Genomic DNA, 16,110 nt, shown 5'->3' with positions numbered 1-16,110 from the left:
TTTTGAAACACCAAACGGCGTGGCACGCGCCAGATGTGCTGGTTATTGGCGGCGGTGCCGCAGGGCTTATGGCTGCCATAACGGCAGGCCAGCGCGGGTGCAGCGTTGTTGTGGTGGAACACGGGCCGGAAGTGGGGCGCAAAATCCTTATTTCCGGTGGTGGGCGCTGTAATTTCACCAATACAGAAATGCGGGCAGACCGGTTTTTGTCTGCCAACCGGCATTTTGTAAAATCAGCACTCAGCCGCTATAAGCCGGAAGATTTTCTGGCCCTGTTGGCCAAACATTCCATTGCATGGCACGAGAAAAAGCTGGGCCAGCTTTTTTGCGATCATTCAGCGCGGGATATTGTTTCCATGCTGTTGGCAGAATGTGCCGCAGCAGGTGTGCGTATTCTTACAGATACACGCATTCGCCACGTCAGCCGCTCTGATGATGCCTTTCGGGTAGAAAGCTCTGCCGGTGAGTTTCAGCCAAAAGCCGTTATCTTGGCCACGGGTGGGCTTTCCATTCCCAAATTGGGGGCCAGCAGCTTTGCGTATGATGTGGCGCGGCAATTTGATGTGCCCGTTATCAAACCAGAACCGGCCCTTGTGCCACTGGTGTTTGATCAGCCGCAGGATGGGTGGTTGAAAACGCTGGCTGGTGTTTCTCTGCCCGTGCGTGTGATGTGTGGCAAAACAGCGTTTGATGAAGCTTTGCTGTTTACGCATCGGGGGCTTTCTGGCCCAGCTTTGTTGCAGATTTCCTCCTATTGGCAGGCGGAGCAGGCTGTAAAGGTGGATATCCTGCCAGAGCAGAATTTGGCGGCATTGCTGATGGGGCTAAAAAAAGCTGGTTCAAAAGCCAAGGCACCAGCAGCTTTGGCCAGATGGCTGCCGCAGCGTTTGGCTGCCGCCTTGGCAGCGCAAAAGGCATCTGAGCGGCCTATGGCGGAATGGGCCGATAAAGATATTCAGGCTTTGGCGCAGCGTGCGCAGAACATGCAACTTTACCCCACAGGCACAGAAGGCTTTGCCAAAGCAGAGGTGACACGTGGCGGGGTGGATACACGCGCACTTTCTTCCCGCACCATGCAGGTAGAAGCTGTGCCCGGCCTGTTTATGGTGGGTGAAGCTGTGGATGTTACGGGCTGGCTGGGTGGCTATAACTTCCACTGGGCATGGGCCAGCGGCCACGCTGCGGGGGAAGCCGCAGCGCAGTTTCGTGCTGTATAGGTTTTAGCTTTTTGCGGCTTTAATTTCGGCGGCCAGTTCCAGAGCGCGCGTATAAACGGTGCGCTTTGGCAAGCCCGCTGCTGTTGCCGCCAGTGCTGCGGCATCCTTAACGGAATGTGTTTCCAACAGGCTGCGCAAGGTGGTGTCCAGATCATCTTCAGATGTCTGTTCCGGCTCGGCTGGGCCAAGGAGCACGGTTATTTCTCCGCGCGGGGGGGTGGTGGCGTAAAAGGCGGCTAGTTCACCCACAGTATCACGCCGCACTTCCTCAAATTTTTTGGTCAGTTCCCGTGCTACGGCACAGGGGCGCGTAGGGCCAAAAATTTCCGCCATATCGGCCAAAGTTTCAGCCAGCCTATGCGGGGCCTCGTGCCAGATTAGGGTTGCGCTCAGGCCCGCACGTTCAGCCGCATGTAGCTTGGCAAAACTTTCCTTGCGGGCAGATGAACGCGGCGGCGGAAAGCCAATAAACATAAACGGATGCGGTGGCAGGCCAGAAAGCACAAGCGCTGTTAACGCAGCGTTCGGGCCGGGCACGACTGTAACTGGCACATTGGCTTCTATGGCAGCGCGCACAAGGCGGAAGCCGGGGTCTGATAACAGGGGCATGCCGGCATCAGAAACCAGCGCAATATTGGCGCCACCTTGCAAGCGGGCAATCAGGCCGGGAATACGCTGGCGTTCATTATGTTCATGCAGTGCTTCTGTGCGGGCAGAAATACTGCGTTCTGTTAGCAACCGGGCGGTGGTGCGCGTATCTTCACACAGAATCAGGTCTGCACTGGCCAGTGCTTCGGCACCACGTGGGCTGAAGTCCCCCAGATTGCCAATGGGTGTGGCAACCAACGTAAGGCCGGGGCAAGAAGGCGCATGACTTGGCGGCTTTCCTTCGCTATGGAGGGGGGAAGTCCGGTCGCGGTGTTCATCAGGCCGGTTGTTTGTGGAGGACGATCTTGATGATGACGCGTGCATGTTCGCTCCTGTCTGGACTTTCCAGCCAAGGTCTGGCGGGAAAACAGACATGGCGCAAGGCCGGTCTGGCTGCTTTGGGCATAACCGGCATGGCTTTGGCTGGCTGTGCAGACCAATCTCCCTCTGCTGGCGGTGGAGTTTCTAAACCTGTTGCCAGCCATAAAATTGGGGTTCTGCTGCCTCTTAGTGGCCCAAATGCCGGGCTGGGGCACGAACTGCTGGCTGGTGCGCAGCTTGCAGTTGGCAACACAGCACCTACTGACCCAACAGGGTTGCAGTTAGATGTGCATGATACAGCCGCAGCCGGTGGGGCATCTGGTGCAGCTACTGCTGCTGTAAGTGCCGGGGATGGCCTGCTGCTTGGCCCGCTTACCAGTGGTGATACCGCAGTTGCGGCACCCGCCGCACAGTCTGCCGGTATTCCGGTTCTGGCGTTCACCAGTGATATTTCTCAGGCTCGTTCTGGTGTGTGGATTATGGGTATCACGCCAGAAGATCAGGTGCAGCGTCTGGTAGAACAGGCACGTCAGGATGGGCGGCGTAAGTTTGCGGCGCTTTTGCCCAACAACCCGCTAGGCCATGCACTGGGGAATGGCTTGCAGTCTGCTTGCCATGATCAGGGTTTGCCAGAACCAACAATTGTGTATCACTCCGGCACGGCGGCCAGTATTTCGCAAAGCCTGCGTGATATTTCCAATTACGATACGCGCTTGCAGGCTGCAAAAGGTAACAGCAGTGAGCCAGCGCCTTACACGCCAGATGCAGCCACAGCAGATGCAGATGCCGCCAAAACGGCAGACAAGTTGCCTTCTAATCTGGCGGCAGCATTGGGCACAGATGGCAGCGCACCAGCAGCGCCAACAGATACGCCCAAGGCAGAAGCTCCCAAGCTAGAAGCGCCACCTTTTGATGCGCTGCTACTGGGTGATACCGGCCTGAATCTGAGAAACGTGATTGTGGCGTTGAACGAAACCCAGATCAGCCTGCCATCTGTACGTATTATGGGGCCGGGCCTGTGGGCTGCCTTTGCCACTAAGCTGGGGGCCATTAAAGGCGCATGGTATGCCGCGCCAGATCCTACGTCTCGCCAGGCTTTTGCCACGCGTTTTATGGCGGTTAACCACCATATGCCCAAGCCACTGGCTGATTTGTCTTACGATGCTGCCAATGTGGCCAAAACCGTGGCGCAGAGTGGTGCTTCTGGGTATCCGGCCAGCGCACTTACGCGGTCTGAAGGATTCTCTGGCGTAAATGGTCCGTTTACGCTGCTGCCTGATGGGCGTGTTCGCCGCGCTTTGGGTGTGTTTGAAGTGATTGGCGGCGGTAGCCCTGCCAAAATGCAGAGTGCTCCAGCAAAGGCCAGCGCAATATCTGGCTAATCTGGTTGTATTTGCAATAAAAGCTAAAAAGGGCTGCCTGATATATTTTCAGGAAGCCCTTTTTATTTGCTGTGCATAAAAGAAATTATTTTTTGTGCTGTGCCAGAATGGTTAAAACCTGCGCAACACGTTCCACCACATCATCCCACTTTCGCGGGGTGGTCTGGCGAATAATCTGCAACGTAGGGTACCACGGGCTATCTGTGCGCCCACTCAGCCAGCGCCAGCAGTTATCATACCGATCCATCAGCAAAACCGGCTTACCCAATCCGCCAGCCAGATGCACCACAGAGGTATCTACCGTGACCACAACATCCAAAGACATGATGAAGGCCGCTGTATCATCCATATTGTGGAGGAGGTGTGTGGGGTCATACAACACCATGTTGGGCGGTGGGTCATTCATCTGCTGGGCATAGGGGCCTTTTTGCAAGCTGATGAGATTAACGCCTTCCACATCTCCTAATGGAGAGAGTGTGTGCAGGTTTATGGAGCGCCTGCGGTCTACAATATGGGCCGAAATTGTATTGGGCCGTGGTGCGCCGCCCCATACCAGCCCCACATTCAGGTTATCATTTTCAGGCAGGAATTTTGCCAGTTCGCGCACTTTTATGGTGTCTGCCCGTAAATAGGGCACGGGCGCACCCATGGCATCTGGCGTGGCAGAAAAAACGCGGGGCAGGCTGATAAACGGGCAATGCCAATCAAACGGTGGGGTGGTGCCACCTACCTGCACAATTTGCGCGCCAACAACCCGATTACAGAGTTCGCCCAGTGTTTCTGGTACCCATAAATGCGGGATGGCCCCCCGGTCTGAAAGTGGCTTGATGTAACGCAGATACATTAAAGTATCTCCAAGCCCTTCTTCCTGCGTAATCAGGATACGCTTGCCCCGGATATCCGTATTCGGCCCAAGCGAAGGTATAAGCGTGCTTGGCGGCAGGCTGGTATGGCCGGGCAGGCGCAAGCGCCATTCATGTTCTGCCCAACCCTGTGCATAACGCCCGGCTTTAAGCAGTGTAATGGAGTGGTTCAGGCGGATTTGCGGTTCCGTAGGACGCAGGGAAATGGCACGCCGATAGTAATCCAGCGCTTCATCCAGCCGCCCTTTGCCTGCCAGCATACATCCGATGTTTGAAAGTGTGCCAGCATGATCTGGCTGCGTTTCCAAAACATTTTGCAGATGTGCCAAGGCTTCATCAAAACAGCCTTGTTCAAGAAGCGCCATGGCCAGCAGGTTGTGGGAGTGCATGCTGTTGGGCCGCAGGTCAACAGCATGGCGTAACAGGCTGATAGCTTCATCAAACTGCCCGCATTGCACCAGCAGATTGCCCAGAATATCATAAATACGGGCATCCTGCGGCGTGCGCTCCAGAGCAGCACGGCATACAGCTTCTGCTAAGGGGCGTTTGTCCAGTTCCGCCAGCAGATCACTCAGTGCCTGTAGCGGATGCTCCGTGCCGGCATGGCGGGATGCAATATCGCATAGAATTTCTGCGGCTTCTTCCGGCTGCTTAGTGCCTGCAAGGCAATATGCATACAGGGTTTTGGCCAGATCATTATCACTAGTGCTGAACGGTTCCAGAACAGCAAGCATTTCGTTGAAGTGGCCCGCAATAATTTCTGTACGCGCGCGCCGCAACGTCAGTTGATCGGGCAGGGTAGGGGCAGAAGCAGCAGGAGTATTCATGATGGCATTAGGTATCGTTTAAAACAGATGAATGAATAACACGGGGTAGGCAATGCGTAGGCAAGAAAAAACCCGACACGATAGTGTATCATGCCGGGCGATGAACCTGAATGTCTAAAGTAACGGAATGTAAAAGGTTCAGGCAGCTTTCATAACTGCTGTCAGGGATTCCAGAACTTCAGTCGGGTCTTTCTTTTCCAAAACGGCCACTTCGGCCACAAAACGTTCCTGCGCGGCTTCAAACAGCTTGCGTTCGCTAAAGCTGCCATCCAAGCTATCTACGTTGCGGCGTAGATCACGCAGTACTTCGGCAATCTGGACCAGATCACCCGAGTTGATTTTTTCCTGATATGCCACGGCACGGCGGGCCCACATGCCTTTGCTAACATGCGGCTTACCCTTGATAATGGCCATGGCCTTATCCACAATCTCGCGCGAGACAATTTTGCGCAAGCCAGCCTTACGGGCTTTGCTGAGCGGGATGCGCAGTGTCATCTGGTTGCCGGGGAAGGAAATCTGGATCACTTCCAGCTTCGTTCCAGCAATTTCATCAACCCCTATCCGGTCTACCCGCCCCACGCCATGGGCGGCATAGACAATGGCATCGCCTTCCTCAAAAGGATCTTCATCCTTTACTTTTGTTTTTGCTTGGGCTGCCGTAGCAGCTGCAGCGGTGCGTGCCATGGCGTCTGTCACGCCGCCTTTAGGAGGTGCTCTGAACGTGTTCATAGCTATAGCTTATAGCATAAAACCGCAGCGTTGTCTTGTAAAAGAGAAAACTGCGGTTCTGCTATTCAGTATTGTACACCGTTTACAGCAACAAGCGGTGGGGCTGTTGGGTCTCCGGTAGGCTGGGTGACGTCAATTTCAATATTTCGTGCCATGGTGGCCATGGGCAGCGCATGCGGTGTGCCAGAAAAAGGTTCCTGCAGATCGTTTGCGCTTTTATCCAGCACCAGAAACAGGCAGCCCACCAGTGATGAACCCAGCGGCGTAATCCATTCCAGCGTCTGCACCATGGAAAGGGGCAGCACGATACAAAAGATATTTACCAATGTGCGCGGCAGGGCTGAAAACTGCATGGGCAATGGCGTGTTGCGGATACGCTCCAAACCACCCTGCGCGTTGGCAATGTCGGACAAAATGCGGTCAATCTGCCCATGCACCGCGCCATCAATGCCCTTTTTATTGACTTCTTCCGTAACGCCCAGCCCAATCTGATACAAAATGGCATTGGGCTTGTTGCGATAATGAACAATTGCATCCTGCATATAAGGCGGAAGCAGGCGCTGGATATCGGCCGAGGCATCTTCCTTCCCCAATGCCATGCGCAGGGCATGGGGGTAGGCGGCAATGGCGTACATCAGATCATGCCGGTCTCCCAGCAATGTGCCGGCCTGTCGGCCAAAGGAGCGGCAGTTATTGGTAATAGCGCCCCACAAGGTGCGGGCCTCCCACCAGCGCGCATAGGCGCTGTTGCTGCGGAAGCCCATGAACAACGCCAGTGCAGAACCAATAAGGGAAACCGGCAGGCTGGGCTGTTCCATCCACTCCTGATGGAACACCTGAAAAAGCACAACTACAATTAAATCCCACCCTGCCATAAGCAGGATAACACCTAGAATTTCTTTTCCGATAATGCGTAGCCCGACCCTCTGGTCAACAATCATTCACAAATCCCCGCGTGTCACAAAAGCGTTCTTGCCTGAACCTATATCAACATGGCACGAAAAAAGGAGTTTCTTAACAATACATATATTTATTTCATATTTTTCAGCATGAGTGCGGATTTTTGAAGGATCAGGAGGGCAGGAATGAATACGCAACCAACCGGCTTACAACTGTGTGAGGAGCATGTATGCCACGGTGGTAAAGTGCAGTTTTATGAGCACTTTTCCCACACTTTGGGGCTTGCTGCCCGGTTTGGTGTGTTTTTGCCGCCTGCTGCATGTAAGGGGCAGAAGGTGCCGGTTGTCTATGCACTGGCTGGGCTAACCTGCACGGAAGAAACATTCCTGATCAAATCCACTGCACTGGCAGAGGCTGCGCGTTTGGGCCTGGCATTGGTGGCTCCGGATACATCACCGCGCGGCGCAGGCGTGCCGGAAGAAGATAAAGATTGGGATTTAGGCACCGGCGCTGGTTTTTATCTGGATGCCACGCAGGCGCCTTGGTGCAAACATTACCGTATGGGCAGTTACATCGCGCAGGAACTGCCAGAAATTGTGGAGCAGGCGTTACCGTTGGATAGCGCGCGGCGTGGCATTATGGGCCATTCCATGGGGGGGCATGGTGCGCTGATACATGGTTTGCGCGCGCCGACCTTCTGGAAATCCATATCCGCTTTTGCGCCTATTGTGCATCCGGCGGCTGTGCCGTGGGGGAAAAAGGTATTTACCGCGTATTTGGGGCCAGATCCGGCCATATGGCGGGCGTATGATGCGGTGTGCTTGTTGGAAGATGGCCACAAACACCCCAATACTATTCTGGTTGATCAGGGTGAGGCAGACCAATTTCTGCAACGCGAACTTCAGCCGTGGCACTTGCAACAGGTAGCGGAACAGGTGGGGCAAAAATTGAACCTACGCCAGCACGCGGGGTACGATCATTCCTACTGGTTTGTACAAAGTTTTGCGGCAGACCATTTGCGCCACCATGCAGAAAACCTGAAAGTGGGTTGAATTTTTCAAGAATGCAGGGTGCGGCTCAGGCTGGGAGAGGTAAATCCCCCCAGTGCGCCCAACCATTTGAGATACTCCAAAGCCAGAAGCCGCAAAGATGAGCGACGTAGAGGATGTTCCATGGCTGGAGGCAACACCGGATAGGGGTACAGGGTGACATCCGGCAATGTGCGGCTGAGTTCCAGCAATGCGCGGCGCATGTGGTAACTGGCTGTAACAACGATGAGCGAAGTAATATGGTTATCAGCAACCCAAACGGCTGTTTCCGTTGCGTTGCCAATGGTGGAACGTGCCTGATAGCCAAGAGTAATACGTTCAGCCAAAGCCGGAGGTGCGGTGGAGGGTAACAGTGCACCCAGCGTGGTTTGGGTGTCCACGCCAGAAATCAGCAGTCTTTCACCCTGATTACGCGCTAGCAGATTAAGCGATGTATCAATGCGGCCCGCGCCACCTGTAAGCGCAACAATGCCATCAGCATGGGGCAAATAGCCCGGGGGGCGCAGGGCATCATTTACAAACCAGCCAAATCCACCAGCAAATGCAAAACAGGCCAGTAATGCCAGCCGAAGTGAAAGCCGTAAAAAAAGCATGATCGGGCCAGAAGGGCGCGGCCCGGATGGTTTGTGGTGAGGGATTAAGGGAGCCGCCGTAGCCATAGGCGCACCATGCTTTGTGTTGTAACCCAGCAGATAAAGGCTGCAACAAATGGCAGTGCTGCAAAGGCAACCAGCATATCTGTTGGAATAACGCTTTGCAGGGTGTGCCAATCTGGCAGCAACAGCGTGTCAGACTGGAGTGAGATATTGGCAAAAGGTGCTGCCATTCTGAACAGAACCAGCAAAGGCACCATAGCCAAAACAGTGCCTGCCAAGCTGCCACCTAGCCCCAACATAGCTGTGCGCCAAGCAAAACGACCTGCAATATAGCCATCGGATGCACCCAGCCCGTGCAGGATTTTAATAATATCGCGCCGGGTTGAAAGGCCTGCCCGTGTTGCAAGGCCGGTTACAAGCGTGGCAATGCCACCAACGGTTAGCAATGCCAAACCCGCACAGGCCAAAAGGCTGTTTGCCAAGGCCTTCAGGCGTTCTCCCCAGCTTGCATTATGCTCAACAATGGTGCCGGGCACATGCGCGGTAAGGGTTTGCTCCAGATCATTAGGTAGTTGTGCATTGTCTGGCAGACGAATGCGGATAATGGCTGGCAGAGGAAGGGCCGAATTATCCGCTTCACCCAACCAAGGTTCTAAAAGCCGGGCCAGTTCCTCTTTATCCAGGCGGTGCATCACCGAGCCGGGGGGCAAGGTGTTGAGGTCTGCCAAAACGGCTTCTGCGCGGGTGGGGCCTGCGGGTTCTTTTTTGCTGGCAGGGGTAAGGGGTTGATCTGGGTCTGGCACCTGCACGGTAACAAGCTGGGCAGCACCTCCGGCCCAGCGGGCAGAAAGCGCACGCGCACCTGTTGCTCCTGCAAGGGTTAAGGCTGCCAAAAAGCTCATCATGGCTACAAGCGCAAACAGGCTGCGGTCTGGCAAAGCTTCGGAAACAGAAAGTCCATCCTTGCGGCCAGAAAAGGGCAAAATCATATATCTGCCCCTTCATCCTGCACCAGTCTTCCACGCTCCAGATAGAGGGCAGGGCGTTGCAGCCTACGTATCAGGGCCTCGTTATGTGTGGCCACAACCATGGTGGTGCCCATGTCGCTGAGTTCCGCAAACATATCCAGCAACCGGTGGGCTTGGCTTTCTTCCAGCGCGTTGGTGGGTTCATCTGCCAAAATCAGGCCGGGGCGGTGGATAATGGCGCGGGCAATGGCTGTGCGCTGTTGCTCCCCGCCAGAAAGGCTGGCTGCGGGGGCATTCAGGCGCTCACCCAATCCTACCCATTTAAGAATGGCTTGAATTTCATCCTGAATTTCATCTTCAGGGCGTTTTTGCAGGCGTAATGGCAGGGCCACATTATCCGCCACGCTCAAGCCGGGGATAAGTTTGTAATCCTGATGCACCATGCCGATTCTCTGCCGCAGGCGTACAAAATGCGCACGCTTTTCCGCCTTGGAAACAGGCTTGCCCAAAAGCAGCATACGCCCTTGCGTGGGCAGTGTTTCAAGGTGCAGTAGGCTGAGCAGGCTGCTTTTGCCTGCGCCCGATGGGCCAAGAAGCCAGCGGAATCCCCCTTGCGGAATAGAGAAGGAAAGATCGGACAATACCAGCGCATTCTGCTTTTTGCCCCGCCGCCATGAAACGTTTTCCAGACGGATCATGCTGGAACCATAAAGGACGGAAGTGGCGTAAAGCGGAGCAATTGTTGCATGTATGTAGTGTAACCGACAGGCGGGGGAAGTGTCGATTGAAAGACACAATATACTGCTTAATAAACGGTCTGTTCCATCTTTTTGGCGCGATGTCTGGCGCGAACGGGCGTTACCTGTGCTAAGGGGGATGCCAAATCTGTTCTTCCGTTCGATGCCTTAGCCTCGCATCTGCGTGCAGCAGGCGCAGGGAGGAAGGCAGCCTTTATCAAGAGAGTGTTCATGAAGATCGTCTGTCCTTCCTGCGGTGTGGCCTATCAGGTTCCAGAGGCTCTTCTTGCCAAAAGGCAAATGCTCAAATGCTCTGCCTGTGGCGTTAAATGGCGGGTTCAGATCCCGCAGCCTCAGCCAGAACCTGTTGCGGAGCCTGTGCCGCATGAACACGCTCAACCCCAATCTGCACAGCCAGAAGCAATAGCACCACACAGCGCGCCAAAAGAAAGCGCGCCACAAGAAAAAGCAGATTCTCCCACGGCGCCTTCGGAAGCTCCCGCTGCCGATAGGCCGGATTCGGAGCTTCCACCACCTGTAACAGAGCCTCCGGCACCGCAGGCACCTGTTCAAGAACCGGTTGCCACGCAAACAGCCGAAGCATCTGCGCCGGTTGAAGACGCGTTGGCGCCTGAGGCCGTTCAGCCCCCGCCGGAACCTCAGCCTGTTCCACCGCAGTATGCCCCGGAAATTCCAAGTGCGCCCGTTGCTGAATCGGAGCCTGTAGCAGAGCCGGAATCTCCTCCTGCGCCAGAGCCAGAAAAGCCAGTTGCGCCGCCGCATGTTTCGGAAGCCCCGCAGCCCACAACTGTGCGGCAGGTGCATGTTAAACAAACACCTCCGCCGTATGCTCAGCCGCATGTGGAGCCAACGTTATCGGCGGCAGCAAAACCTTCTGCTGCGCCTACGCCTGTAGCAGCACCAGAACAGCAGCAGATCAGAGAGCCTGCACCACAAACGGGCCAACGTTATGAGCCTTTGCGCAAGGCATCACCCGCCGCGGAATCTGCCGCACCACGTGTTGCGCCAGAAGTAGGGGCAGCAAACCCGCCGCGGCCTATGGGAATGCCCAAAGTGCGGCCGGAAGTGGCACAGGCCTATGCCCAAAGTGCGGCGGCGCATGTTGCGCAACCTCAAGCACAATTGGCGCGTAAGCTGGATGTGCGTGGGCTGATTTTAACGGAAAAATTCTGGAAAATAGCCTGGATTATCAGCGTTGTTCTGGCTGTTATCGGTTTTGTGGCTATCTGGCATTGGTGGAATGCCATTGTGCATGCATGGCCTGCTGCGGCGCGCCTGCATCGTGCAGGCTAATACCTGATACGAAAAGACGCGCGTGGCTTGCTAGGATAGAGTAGGCTTGCGCAGCTTTTACATGCTGCGCCCGGCCAGTGTTGCCAGAGTGGCACCTGCTGCAGCCAAAGCCATTAGCATAATACCATCCCAGATCAGGCCGCTGGCTGTTAGATCATGCCCAGCAATGGCAAGATGATGCGGAATGGCGGCAGCCACATTGGCAATGGCATCTCGCGCTTGCGGGTCTGCCGATGCAGCAGATTTGGAAAGTGCGCCAACCAGCGCGGGCAGGGCAGCCCATGCCACACCTGCAATCAGCAGCAGTGGGGCAAACAGCTCGGCAACCTGTTGCACAAAATAGAACGCAAAATAACAGACAGACCAAATGGCTGTGCGCACAAGGGCAAAGCCGGAAGTGCCAGAACGGGAGGCAGCAGAAGACTGGGAAGAAAGAGGCATGCGCGTGTCCATTGGTATCGTTCCTTGCCGGCAGTAACAGGGCCGAGTGGTTTTGCTGTATCCAACCCACAGAGCGCGCAGGCGGACTATTCTTGCCCTGTATATACAGGCACAGGGTAAAGCATGCCAATGGATAGCCATATGGCGCACGCAAAGCATGTTTTCATATGGGTAACGCATTCGCGATGAGGGTGTGCGGGAAGATTTTTGTTAGAATACATTTTTTACACTGACCTCTCGGAAGGGCATGTCAGCGGCTTTTATGCCGGTGGCCGGTAAAATTATGGATTTTCTTTCCTGCTCCATCCTGTTTGCTGGGGTGGACGCGGCTTGGCAGGCACATCTCGAAACTCTGCTGCAGGCGCGTGGGTTGCGTGTAAAAAGCGTGGCGGATGGCCGCTCTGCTTTTGCCGGGTTTGATGAAGATCTGCCTGATCTTCTGGTTGTACCAGCACGCTTGCCAGATATGCCCGCCACCCAACTTTGCCAGCGGTTGCGGTTAAACGCGGCCACGCGGGGTATTCCTGTTGTGGTGTTGTTGCCAGAAGCCAACAGCAGGCAGGAAGCCGAAATTCTGGAGCGCGGGGCAGATTGCTGCTTCAGCATGGCGGATAATCCGCTTTTGCTGGTTTTTCGTATCTGCGCATTGCTGCGCGAATATGATGAAGACCTTGCAGGGCGAGAGGGCGTGGTTTTTCGCCAGCCGCGCATTGTTATCATGACAGCGCCGGGCGGCGTGTTGTGGGCGTGGTCTGATAGGCAAAAACCCGCAGATTTTGAACCAGCCAGAGGCGGCCAACCTTATCTGGTGGAGCTTCTGCAACAAAATGGGGAAGATGCTCTGCTGGTGGAAGATCCGGAAAAGCTGGATCTTTCCGGTATTGCCGGCAGCCGCGCCTGCCCGGATTGTGTGGTGGTGGATCTGGCCTGCCCGGCATTTGATGGCTTGGCGCTAGCCCGCACCATAGCGGCTTTTCGCAGGCGCAGCCGCCAGTGCACGCGCATAATGGGCATGGTGGAGCACGGCGGCTTATCTGGTGAGCAAGTGGCCCGTGCATTTCATGCCGGTATAGATGATCTGCTAGATGCCGATACGCCAGTAGAGTTGTTGGTGAGCCGCATTGGCAGCCTTGTGCGGCGCAAGACATTGCAAGATGAAGCCCGGCGGGAAGAGGCGCATATAGAAAGCGCCCGTGCGCGTATGGCGCTGGCCGATGCCCTGCGGCGCGTTAATGCAGATCTGGCAGCCGCCAATCGCAAGCTGATAGAGGCGCAGGCCAAACTGGTGCAGTCCGCCAAAATGGCATCATTGGGGGAACTGGCTGCCGGTATTGCGCACGAATTTAACAACCCACTGGCGTTTGTGCTGGCGCATGAAAACACGGTCAAACGCAGCATGGTTAAGGCCCTGCATGCTGTGAGATCGCAAGATCTGGTAACGGCAGAAACCGCATTGCAAAAGGGGAGCGAGCGCCTGTCTGCCTCTCTTATCGGTCTTTCACGCATGCGGGATCTGGTGGCCAGTTTGCGCCGTTTTTCCCGGTTGGAGGAAGGAGAGTTCCGCCGTCTGGATGTGCCAGAGGCCATAGGCATGGTGCTTACGCTGCTTGCCCCCAAGCTGGGGCAGGATATTGAGGTCACCTGCAAGCTGGAGGCTCCGCCAGAACTGGTGTGTCAGGCGGCGCTGGTAAACCAGGTGGTCATGAATATTGTAAGCAATGCCGCAGATGCCATTTTGGACACACGGCGCGAGACGATTCAAAGCTCCGAGCCTACGCTTCCACGTGCAGATCGTATCCTTATCACCTCGTTTTTGGAGCAAGCCGAAAGCGGCAAAGGTGAAGAATACGTGATCCAGATAAGCGATACCGGCCCGGGTGTGCCCAAAGAGTTGCAGGAACGTGTTTTTGAACCGTTTTTTACCACAAAACCTGTAGGGTCTGGTACGGGGCTTGGGCTGGCCACGGCATACGGTGTTGTGCAGGCCCACGGCGGCAATGTTGTTGTAACCAATGCAAGCACGTTGGGGGGCGCCTGTTTCACCCTCCGCGTGCCATACAGAGCAGGAGAGGAGAGGCGCGGTGATAACGTTGCCTGACCTGAAACAGCGTCCCATCGTGCTTGTGGTGGATGACGAACCGGAGATTCTGGTTGCGCTGACAGACCTGCTGGAAGGGGCCTATCATGTTCTTTCTGCCTCATCGGGAGAACAGGGTTTGGCGTTGCTGCGTGAAAACCCCGATGTAGCGGTTATTATCTCGGACCAGCGCATGCCCGGCATGACGGGTGATGTCTTTTTGGCGCAGGCGCGGGATATTTCCGGCGCAGGGGCTATTTTGCTGACAGGATATGCCGATATCTCTGCCGTGGAAGCCGCGCTGAACCGGGGGCAGATCTCCTTTTTTGCCTACAAACCGTGGGATGATGAAACACTTCTTTCCATGGTAGGGCAGGCGGCTGCGCGCTATTTTCTGGAAAAAGAGTTGGAGTGTGAGCAGCTTTTGCTACGCGGGCTATTGGAAAACCTGCCATTCGGGCTGGCGTTCAAGGATCAGAACGGTTGCTTTATCCGCCTGAACCAGCAGATGGCGCGGGAATTTGGCCGTAGCGTTGCCGAATGCTTGGGCCAGAAAGAAGAAGATCTGGTAAACGGCCCACGGCACGAAAGTCTGGAAGAAGCGCGGCAGGCACTGGAAACATCTGGCCGGGATCAGCAGGTCTTGCAGCTTCCGGGGCCAGATGGACAAAACCGCTGGCATGATCTTACGCGCGTGCGGTTAGACAGCTTGCGCAACGCTCCTGTGCGCTCGGGCTTGTTGTCTGATTATTCCATCCTGATTGATCGGGATGTGACAGACCTGCTGGGGCTGGAACAGCGCTTGCGGCAGGCCCAGAAAATGCAGGCCATCGGCACCTTGGCGGGGGGCATTGCGCATGATTTTAACAATCTGCTTACCGCCATTCAGGGTTCACTGGAGTTGGTGCAGGATCTGGAACCCCCGCGGGAGCCGGGTGTGGCGCGCCTGTACCAGAACGCCATGGAAGCTGCACGCCGAGGGGGCACACTTACACGCAAGTTGCTAGACTTCAGCCGACCACGCCATTTGGTATGCCAGCGTGTGGAGGTGCAGGACGTAATGCAAAACCTCCAAGGCTTCATGAAGCAGGGCAAGGTGCCAGAAGATATTCGGGATGCGCTGGATTCTGCCTTGGTGGAAGGTAGCGGGCGCTTTAGCAGCGTGCAGTTTGCCCTGCCCGAAGAACCTCTGCCACCTGTATGGACAGACCCCGTGCAGCTTGAACTGGCGGTGTTTAGCCTGTGCATTAACGCTATTGATGCACAGCCGGAGGGCGGCAGCACCAGCGTTTCTGTGCGGCAGGTTGCCCGGCTGTTGGGCCGACATGTTGGTAAGGATCATGCTGGCGCATGGGTGGTGGTGCAGGTTTCAGACAGAGGCGTGGGCATGACGGAAGAAATGCGTGCCCGCATTTTTGATCCGTTTTTCACCACCAAGGATATGGGGCAGGGCACAGGGCTGGGCCTGTCCATGATTTACGGCTTTATCAGCCATTGTGGTGGTGAAGTGCGGGTGGAAAGCACACCAGGTGGTGGCACTTCTGTGGAATTGTGGTTCCCGGCCATGGATGCGCAGCTTTCAGCATCTCTCCCGCCCACTGCGGCTTCTGGTAATACCACGACCAACATACGCACACTGGCAGCCACCCCACAGGGCCGCGCTATTCTGGTTGTGGATGATGAACCGGGCGTGCGGGCCGTAACGGCAGGCTTTCTGAGCCGCGCAGGGTATGAGGTTTTAGAATCTGCCAGCGGGGCAGAGGCCGTAGAAACCGTGCGCAACAGGCCAGATATTGCCCTTGTGGTTATGGATGTGATGATGCCGGGTATGAATGGGGGTGAGGCCGCACAGCGTATTCATGCAGAGCGGGCGGAATTGCCGGTGCTGTTTGTAACAGGTTACGCAGATCTGGGCATTTTGCCCGAAGGCGTGGCCGTACTGCACAAACCTTATACGCGTGATGCGCTTTTAGGAGATGTGAAGGCCATGCTGGCTGCATAGGCCAACCCCTTGTTCTGGGCGCAATAAGGCTTATCTGAG

Annotated in this window: 14 protein-coding genes; 6 read left to right on the top strand and 8 right to left on the bottom strand. The window is 55.7% G+C overall.

Annotated elements, in window-relative coordinates; translation table 11 throughout:
* Nucleotides 1-2: 2 nt before the first annotated feature.
* Nucleotides 3-1,217, top strand: coding sequence for an NAD(P)/FAD-dependent oxidoreductase (locus ACP7IZ_RS01430; protein WP_426847559.1), 1,215 nt, complete (start codon nucleotides 3-5; stop codon nucleotides 1,215-1,217).
* A gap of 3 nt (nucleotides 1,218-1,220) precedes the next feature.
* Here the strand turns inward: ACP7IZ_RS01430 and rsmI are convergent, their stop codons facing one another.
* Entirely contained in the window at nucleotides 1,221-2,189 is a 969-nt protein-coding gene (gene rsmI / locus ACP7IZ_RS01425) for a 16S rRNA (cytidine(1402)-2'-O)-methyltransferase (protein ID WP_426847558.1), read from the bottom strand.
* Between rsmI and ACP7IZ_RS01420 the strand changes: the two genes are divergently transcribed.
* Nucleotides 2,177-3,568 carry a penicillin-binding protein activator gene (locus ACP7IZ_RS01420; RefSeq protein ID WP_426847654.1) on the top strand — a complete coding sequence of 464 codons (1,392 nt, stop codon included), beginning with the start codon at nucleotides 2,177-2,179 and terminating at the stop codon, nucleotides 3,566-3,568. The genes rsmI and ACP7IZ_RS01420 overlap by 13 nt on opposite strands.
* 85 nt (nucleotides 3,569-3,653) lie before the next feature.
* On the opposite strand, the gene ACP7IZ_RS01415 is transcribed toward ACP7IZ_RS01420, so the two are convergent.
* The 3 genes from ACP7IZ_RS01415 to ACP7IZ_RS01405 form a co-directional block, all read right to left on the bottom strand.
* Nucleotides 3,654-5,258 (bottom strand): tetratricopeptide repeat protein, encoded by a 1,605-nt coding sequence (locus ACP7IZ_RS01415; protein ID WP_426847557.1) that lies wholly within the window; start codon nucleotides 5,256-5,258, stop codon nucleotides 3,654-3,656.
* Between the two features lie 138 nt (nucleotides 5,259-5,396).
* Nucleotides 5,397-5,987, bottom strand: a complete 591-nt coding sequence (locus ACP7IZ_RS01410; RefSeq protein WP_006115983.1) for a CarD family transcriptional regulator — start codon at nucleotides 5,985-5,987, stop codon at nucleotides 5,397-5,399.
* A gap of 65 nt (nucleotides 5,988-6,052) precedes the next feature.
* Nucleotides 6,053-6,928 carry a bestrophin family protein gene (locus tag ACP7IZ_RS01405; RefSeq protein WP_019090105.1) on the bottom strand — a complete coding sequence of 292 codons (876 nt, stop codon included), beginning with the start codon at nucleotides 6,926-6,928 and terminating at the stop codon, nucleotides 6,053-6,055.
* A gap of 144 nt (nucleotides 6,929-7,072) precedes the next feature.
* Here ACP7IZ_RS01405 and fghA point away from each other — a divergent pair, with 144 nt between their 5' ends.
* Entirely contained in the window at nucleotides 7,073-7,939 is an 867-nt protein-coding gene (fghA, locus tag ACP7IZ_RS01400) for an S-formylglutathione hydrolase (RefSeq protein ID WP_426847556.1), read from the top strand.
* 5 nt (nucleotides 7,940-7,944) lie between these two features.
* Here fghA and ACP7IZ_RS01395 read toward each other — a convergent pair whose 3' ends face one another.
* Genes ACP7IZ_RS01395 through ACP7IZ_RS01385 form a run of 3 tightly spaced genes read right to left on the bottom strand, consistent with a single transcriptional unit; the run spans nucleotide 7,945 to nucleotide 10,300 of the window.
* Entirely contained in the window at nucleotides 7,945-8,529 is a 585-nt protein-coding gene (locus ACP7IZ_RS01395; RefSeq protein WP_426847653.1) for a YdcF family protein, read from the bottom strand.
* A gap of 44 nt (nucleotides 8,530-8,573) precedes the next feature.
* Complete coding sequence (locus ACP7IZ_RS01390) at nucleotides 8,574-9,521, bottom strand: cell division protein FtsX (RefSeq protein WP_426847554.1); 948 nt, start codon at nucleotides 9,519-9,521, stop codon at nucleotides 8,574-8,576.
* The gene (locus ACP7IZ_RS01385; RefSeq protein WP_426847652.1) at nucleotides 9,518-10,300 is read right to left on the bottom strand and encodes a cell division ATP-binding protein FtsE; all 783 of its coding nucleotides are present in this window, start codon (nucleotides 10,298-10,300) and stop codon (nucleotides 9,518-9,520) included. Before ACP7IZ_RS01385 ends, ACP7IZ_RS01390 begins: the two co-directional genes overlap by 4 nt.
* Before the next feature lie 168 nt (nucleotides 10,301-10,468).
* On the opposite strand from ACP7IZ_RS01385, the gene ACP7IZ_RS01380 reads away from it, so the two are divergent.
* A complete protein-coding gene (locus ACP7IZ_RS01380; RefSeq protein ID WP_426847553.1) occupies nucleotides 10,469-11,551 on the top strand; it encodes a zinc-ribbon domain-containing protein in 1,083 nt (360 codons plus the stop codon).
* Nucleotides 11,552-11,608: 57 nt separating this feature from the next.
* Here ACP7IZ_RS01380 and ACP7IZ_RS01375 read toward each other — a convergent pair whose 3' ends face one another.
* Nucleotides 11,609-12,004, bottom strand: a complete 396-nt coding sequence (locus ACP7IZ_RS01375) for a hypothetical protein (protein ID WP_426847552.1) — start codon at nucleotides 12,002-12,004, stop codon at nucleotides 11,609-11,611.
* A 235-nt stretch (nucleotides 12,005-12,239) separates the two neighbouring features.
* Here ACP7IZ_RS01375 and ACP7IZ_RS01370 point away from each other — a divergent pair, with 235 nt between their 5' ends.
* Together ACP7IZ_RS01370 and ACP7IZ_RS01365 are read left to right on the top strand one after the other, a co-directional pair.
* Nucleotides 12,240-14,090: an ATP-binding protein gene (locus ACP7IZ_RS01370; RefSeq protein WP_426847551.1), complete on the top strand. Its 1,851-nt coding sequence runs from the start codon at nucleotides 12,240-12,242 to the stop codon at nucleotides 14,088-14,090.
* Nucleotides 14,074-16,071 carry a response regulator gene (locus ACP7IZ_RS01365; RefSeq protein ID WP_426847550.1) on the top strand — a complete coding sequence of 666 codons (1,998 nt, stop codon included), beginning with the start codon at nucleotides 14,074-14,076 and terminating at the stop codon, nucleotides 16,069-16,071. Before ACP7IZ_RS01370 ends, ACP7IZ_RS01365 begins: the two co-directional genes overlap by 17 nt.
* Nucleotides 16,072-16,110: the final 39 nt, after the last annotated feature.

Source organism: Acetobacter sp. AAB5, from assembly GCF_050106715.1.
Classification (GTDB): Bacteria; Pseudomonadota; Alphaproteobacteria; order Acetobacterales; family Acetobacteraceae; genus Acetobacter; species Acetobacter oryzifermentans.
This window is presented reverse-complemented; position numbering and strand designations above follow the sequence as displayed.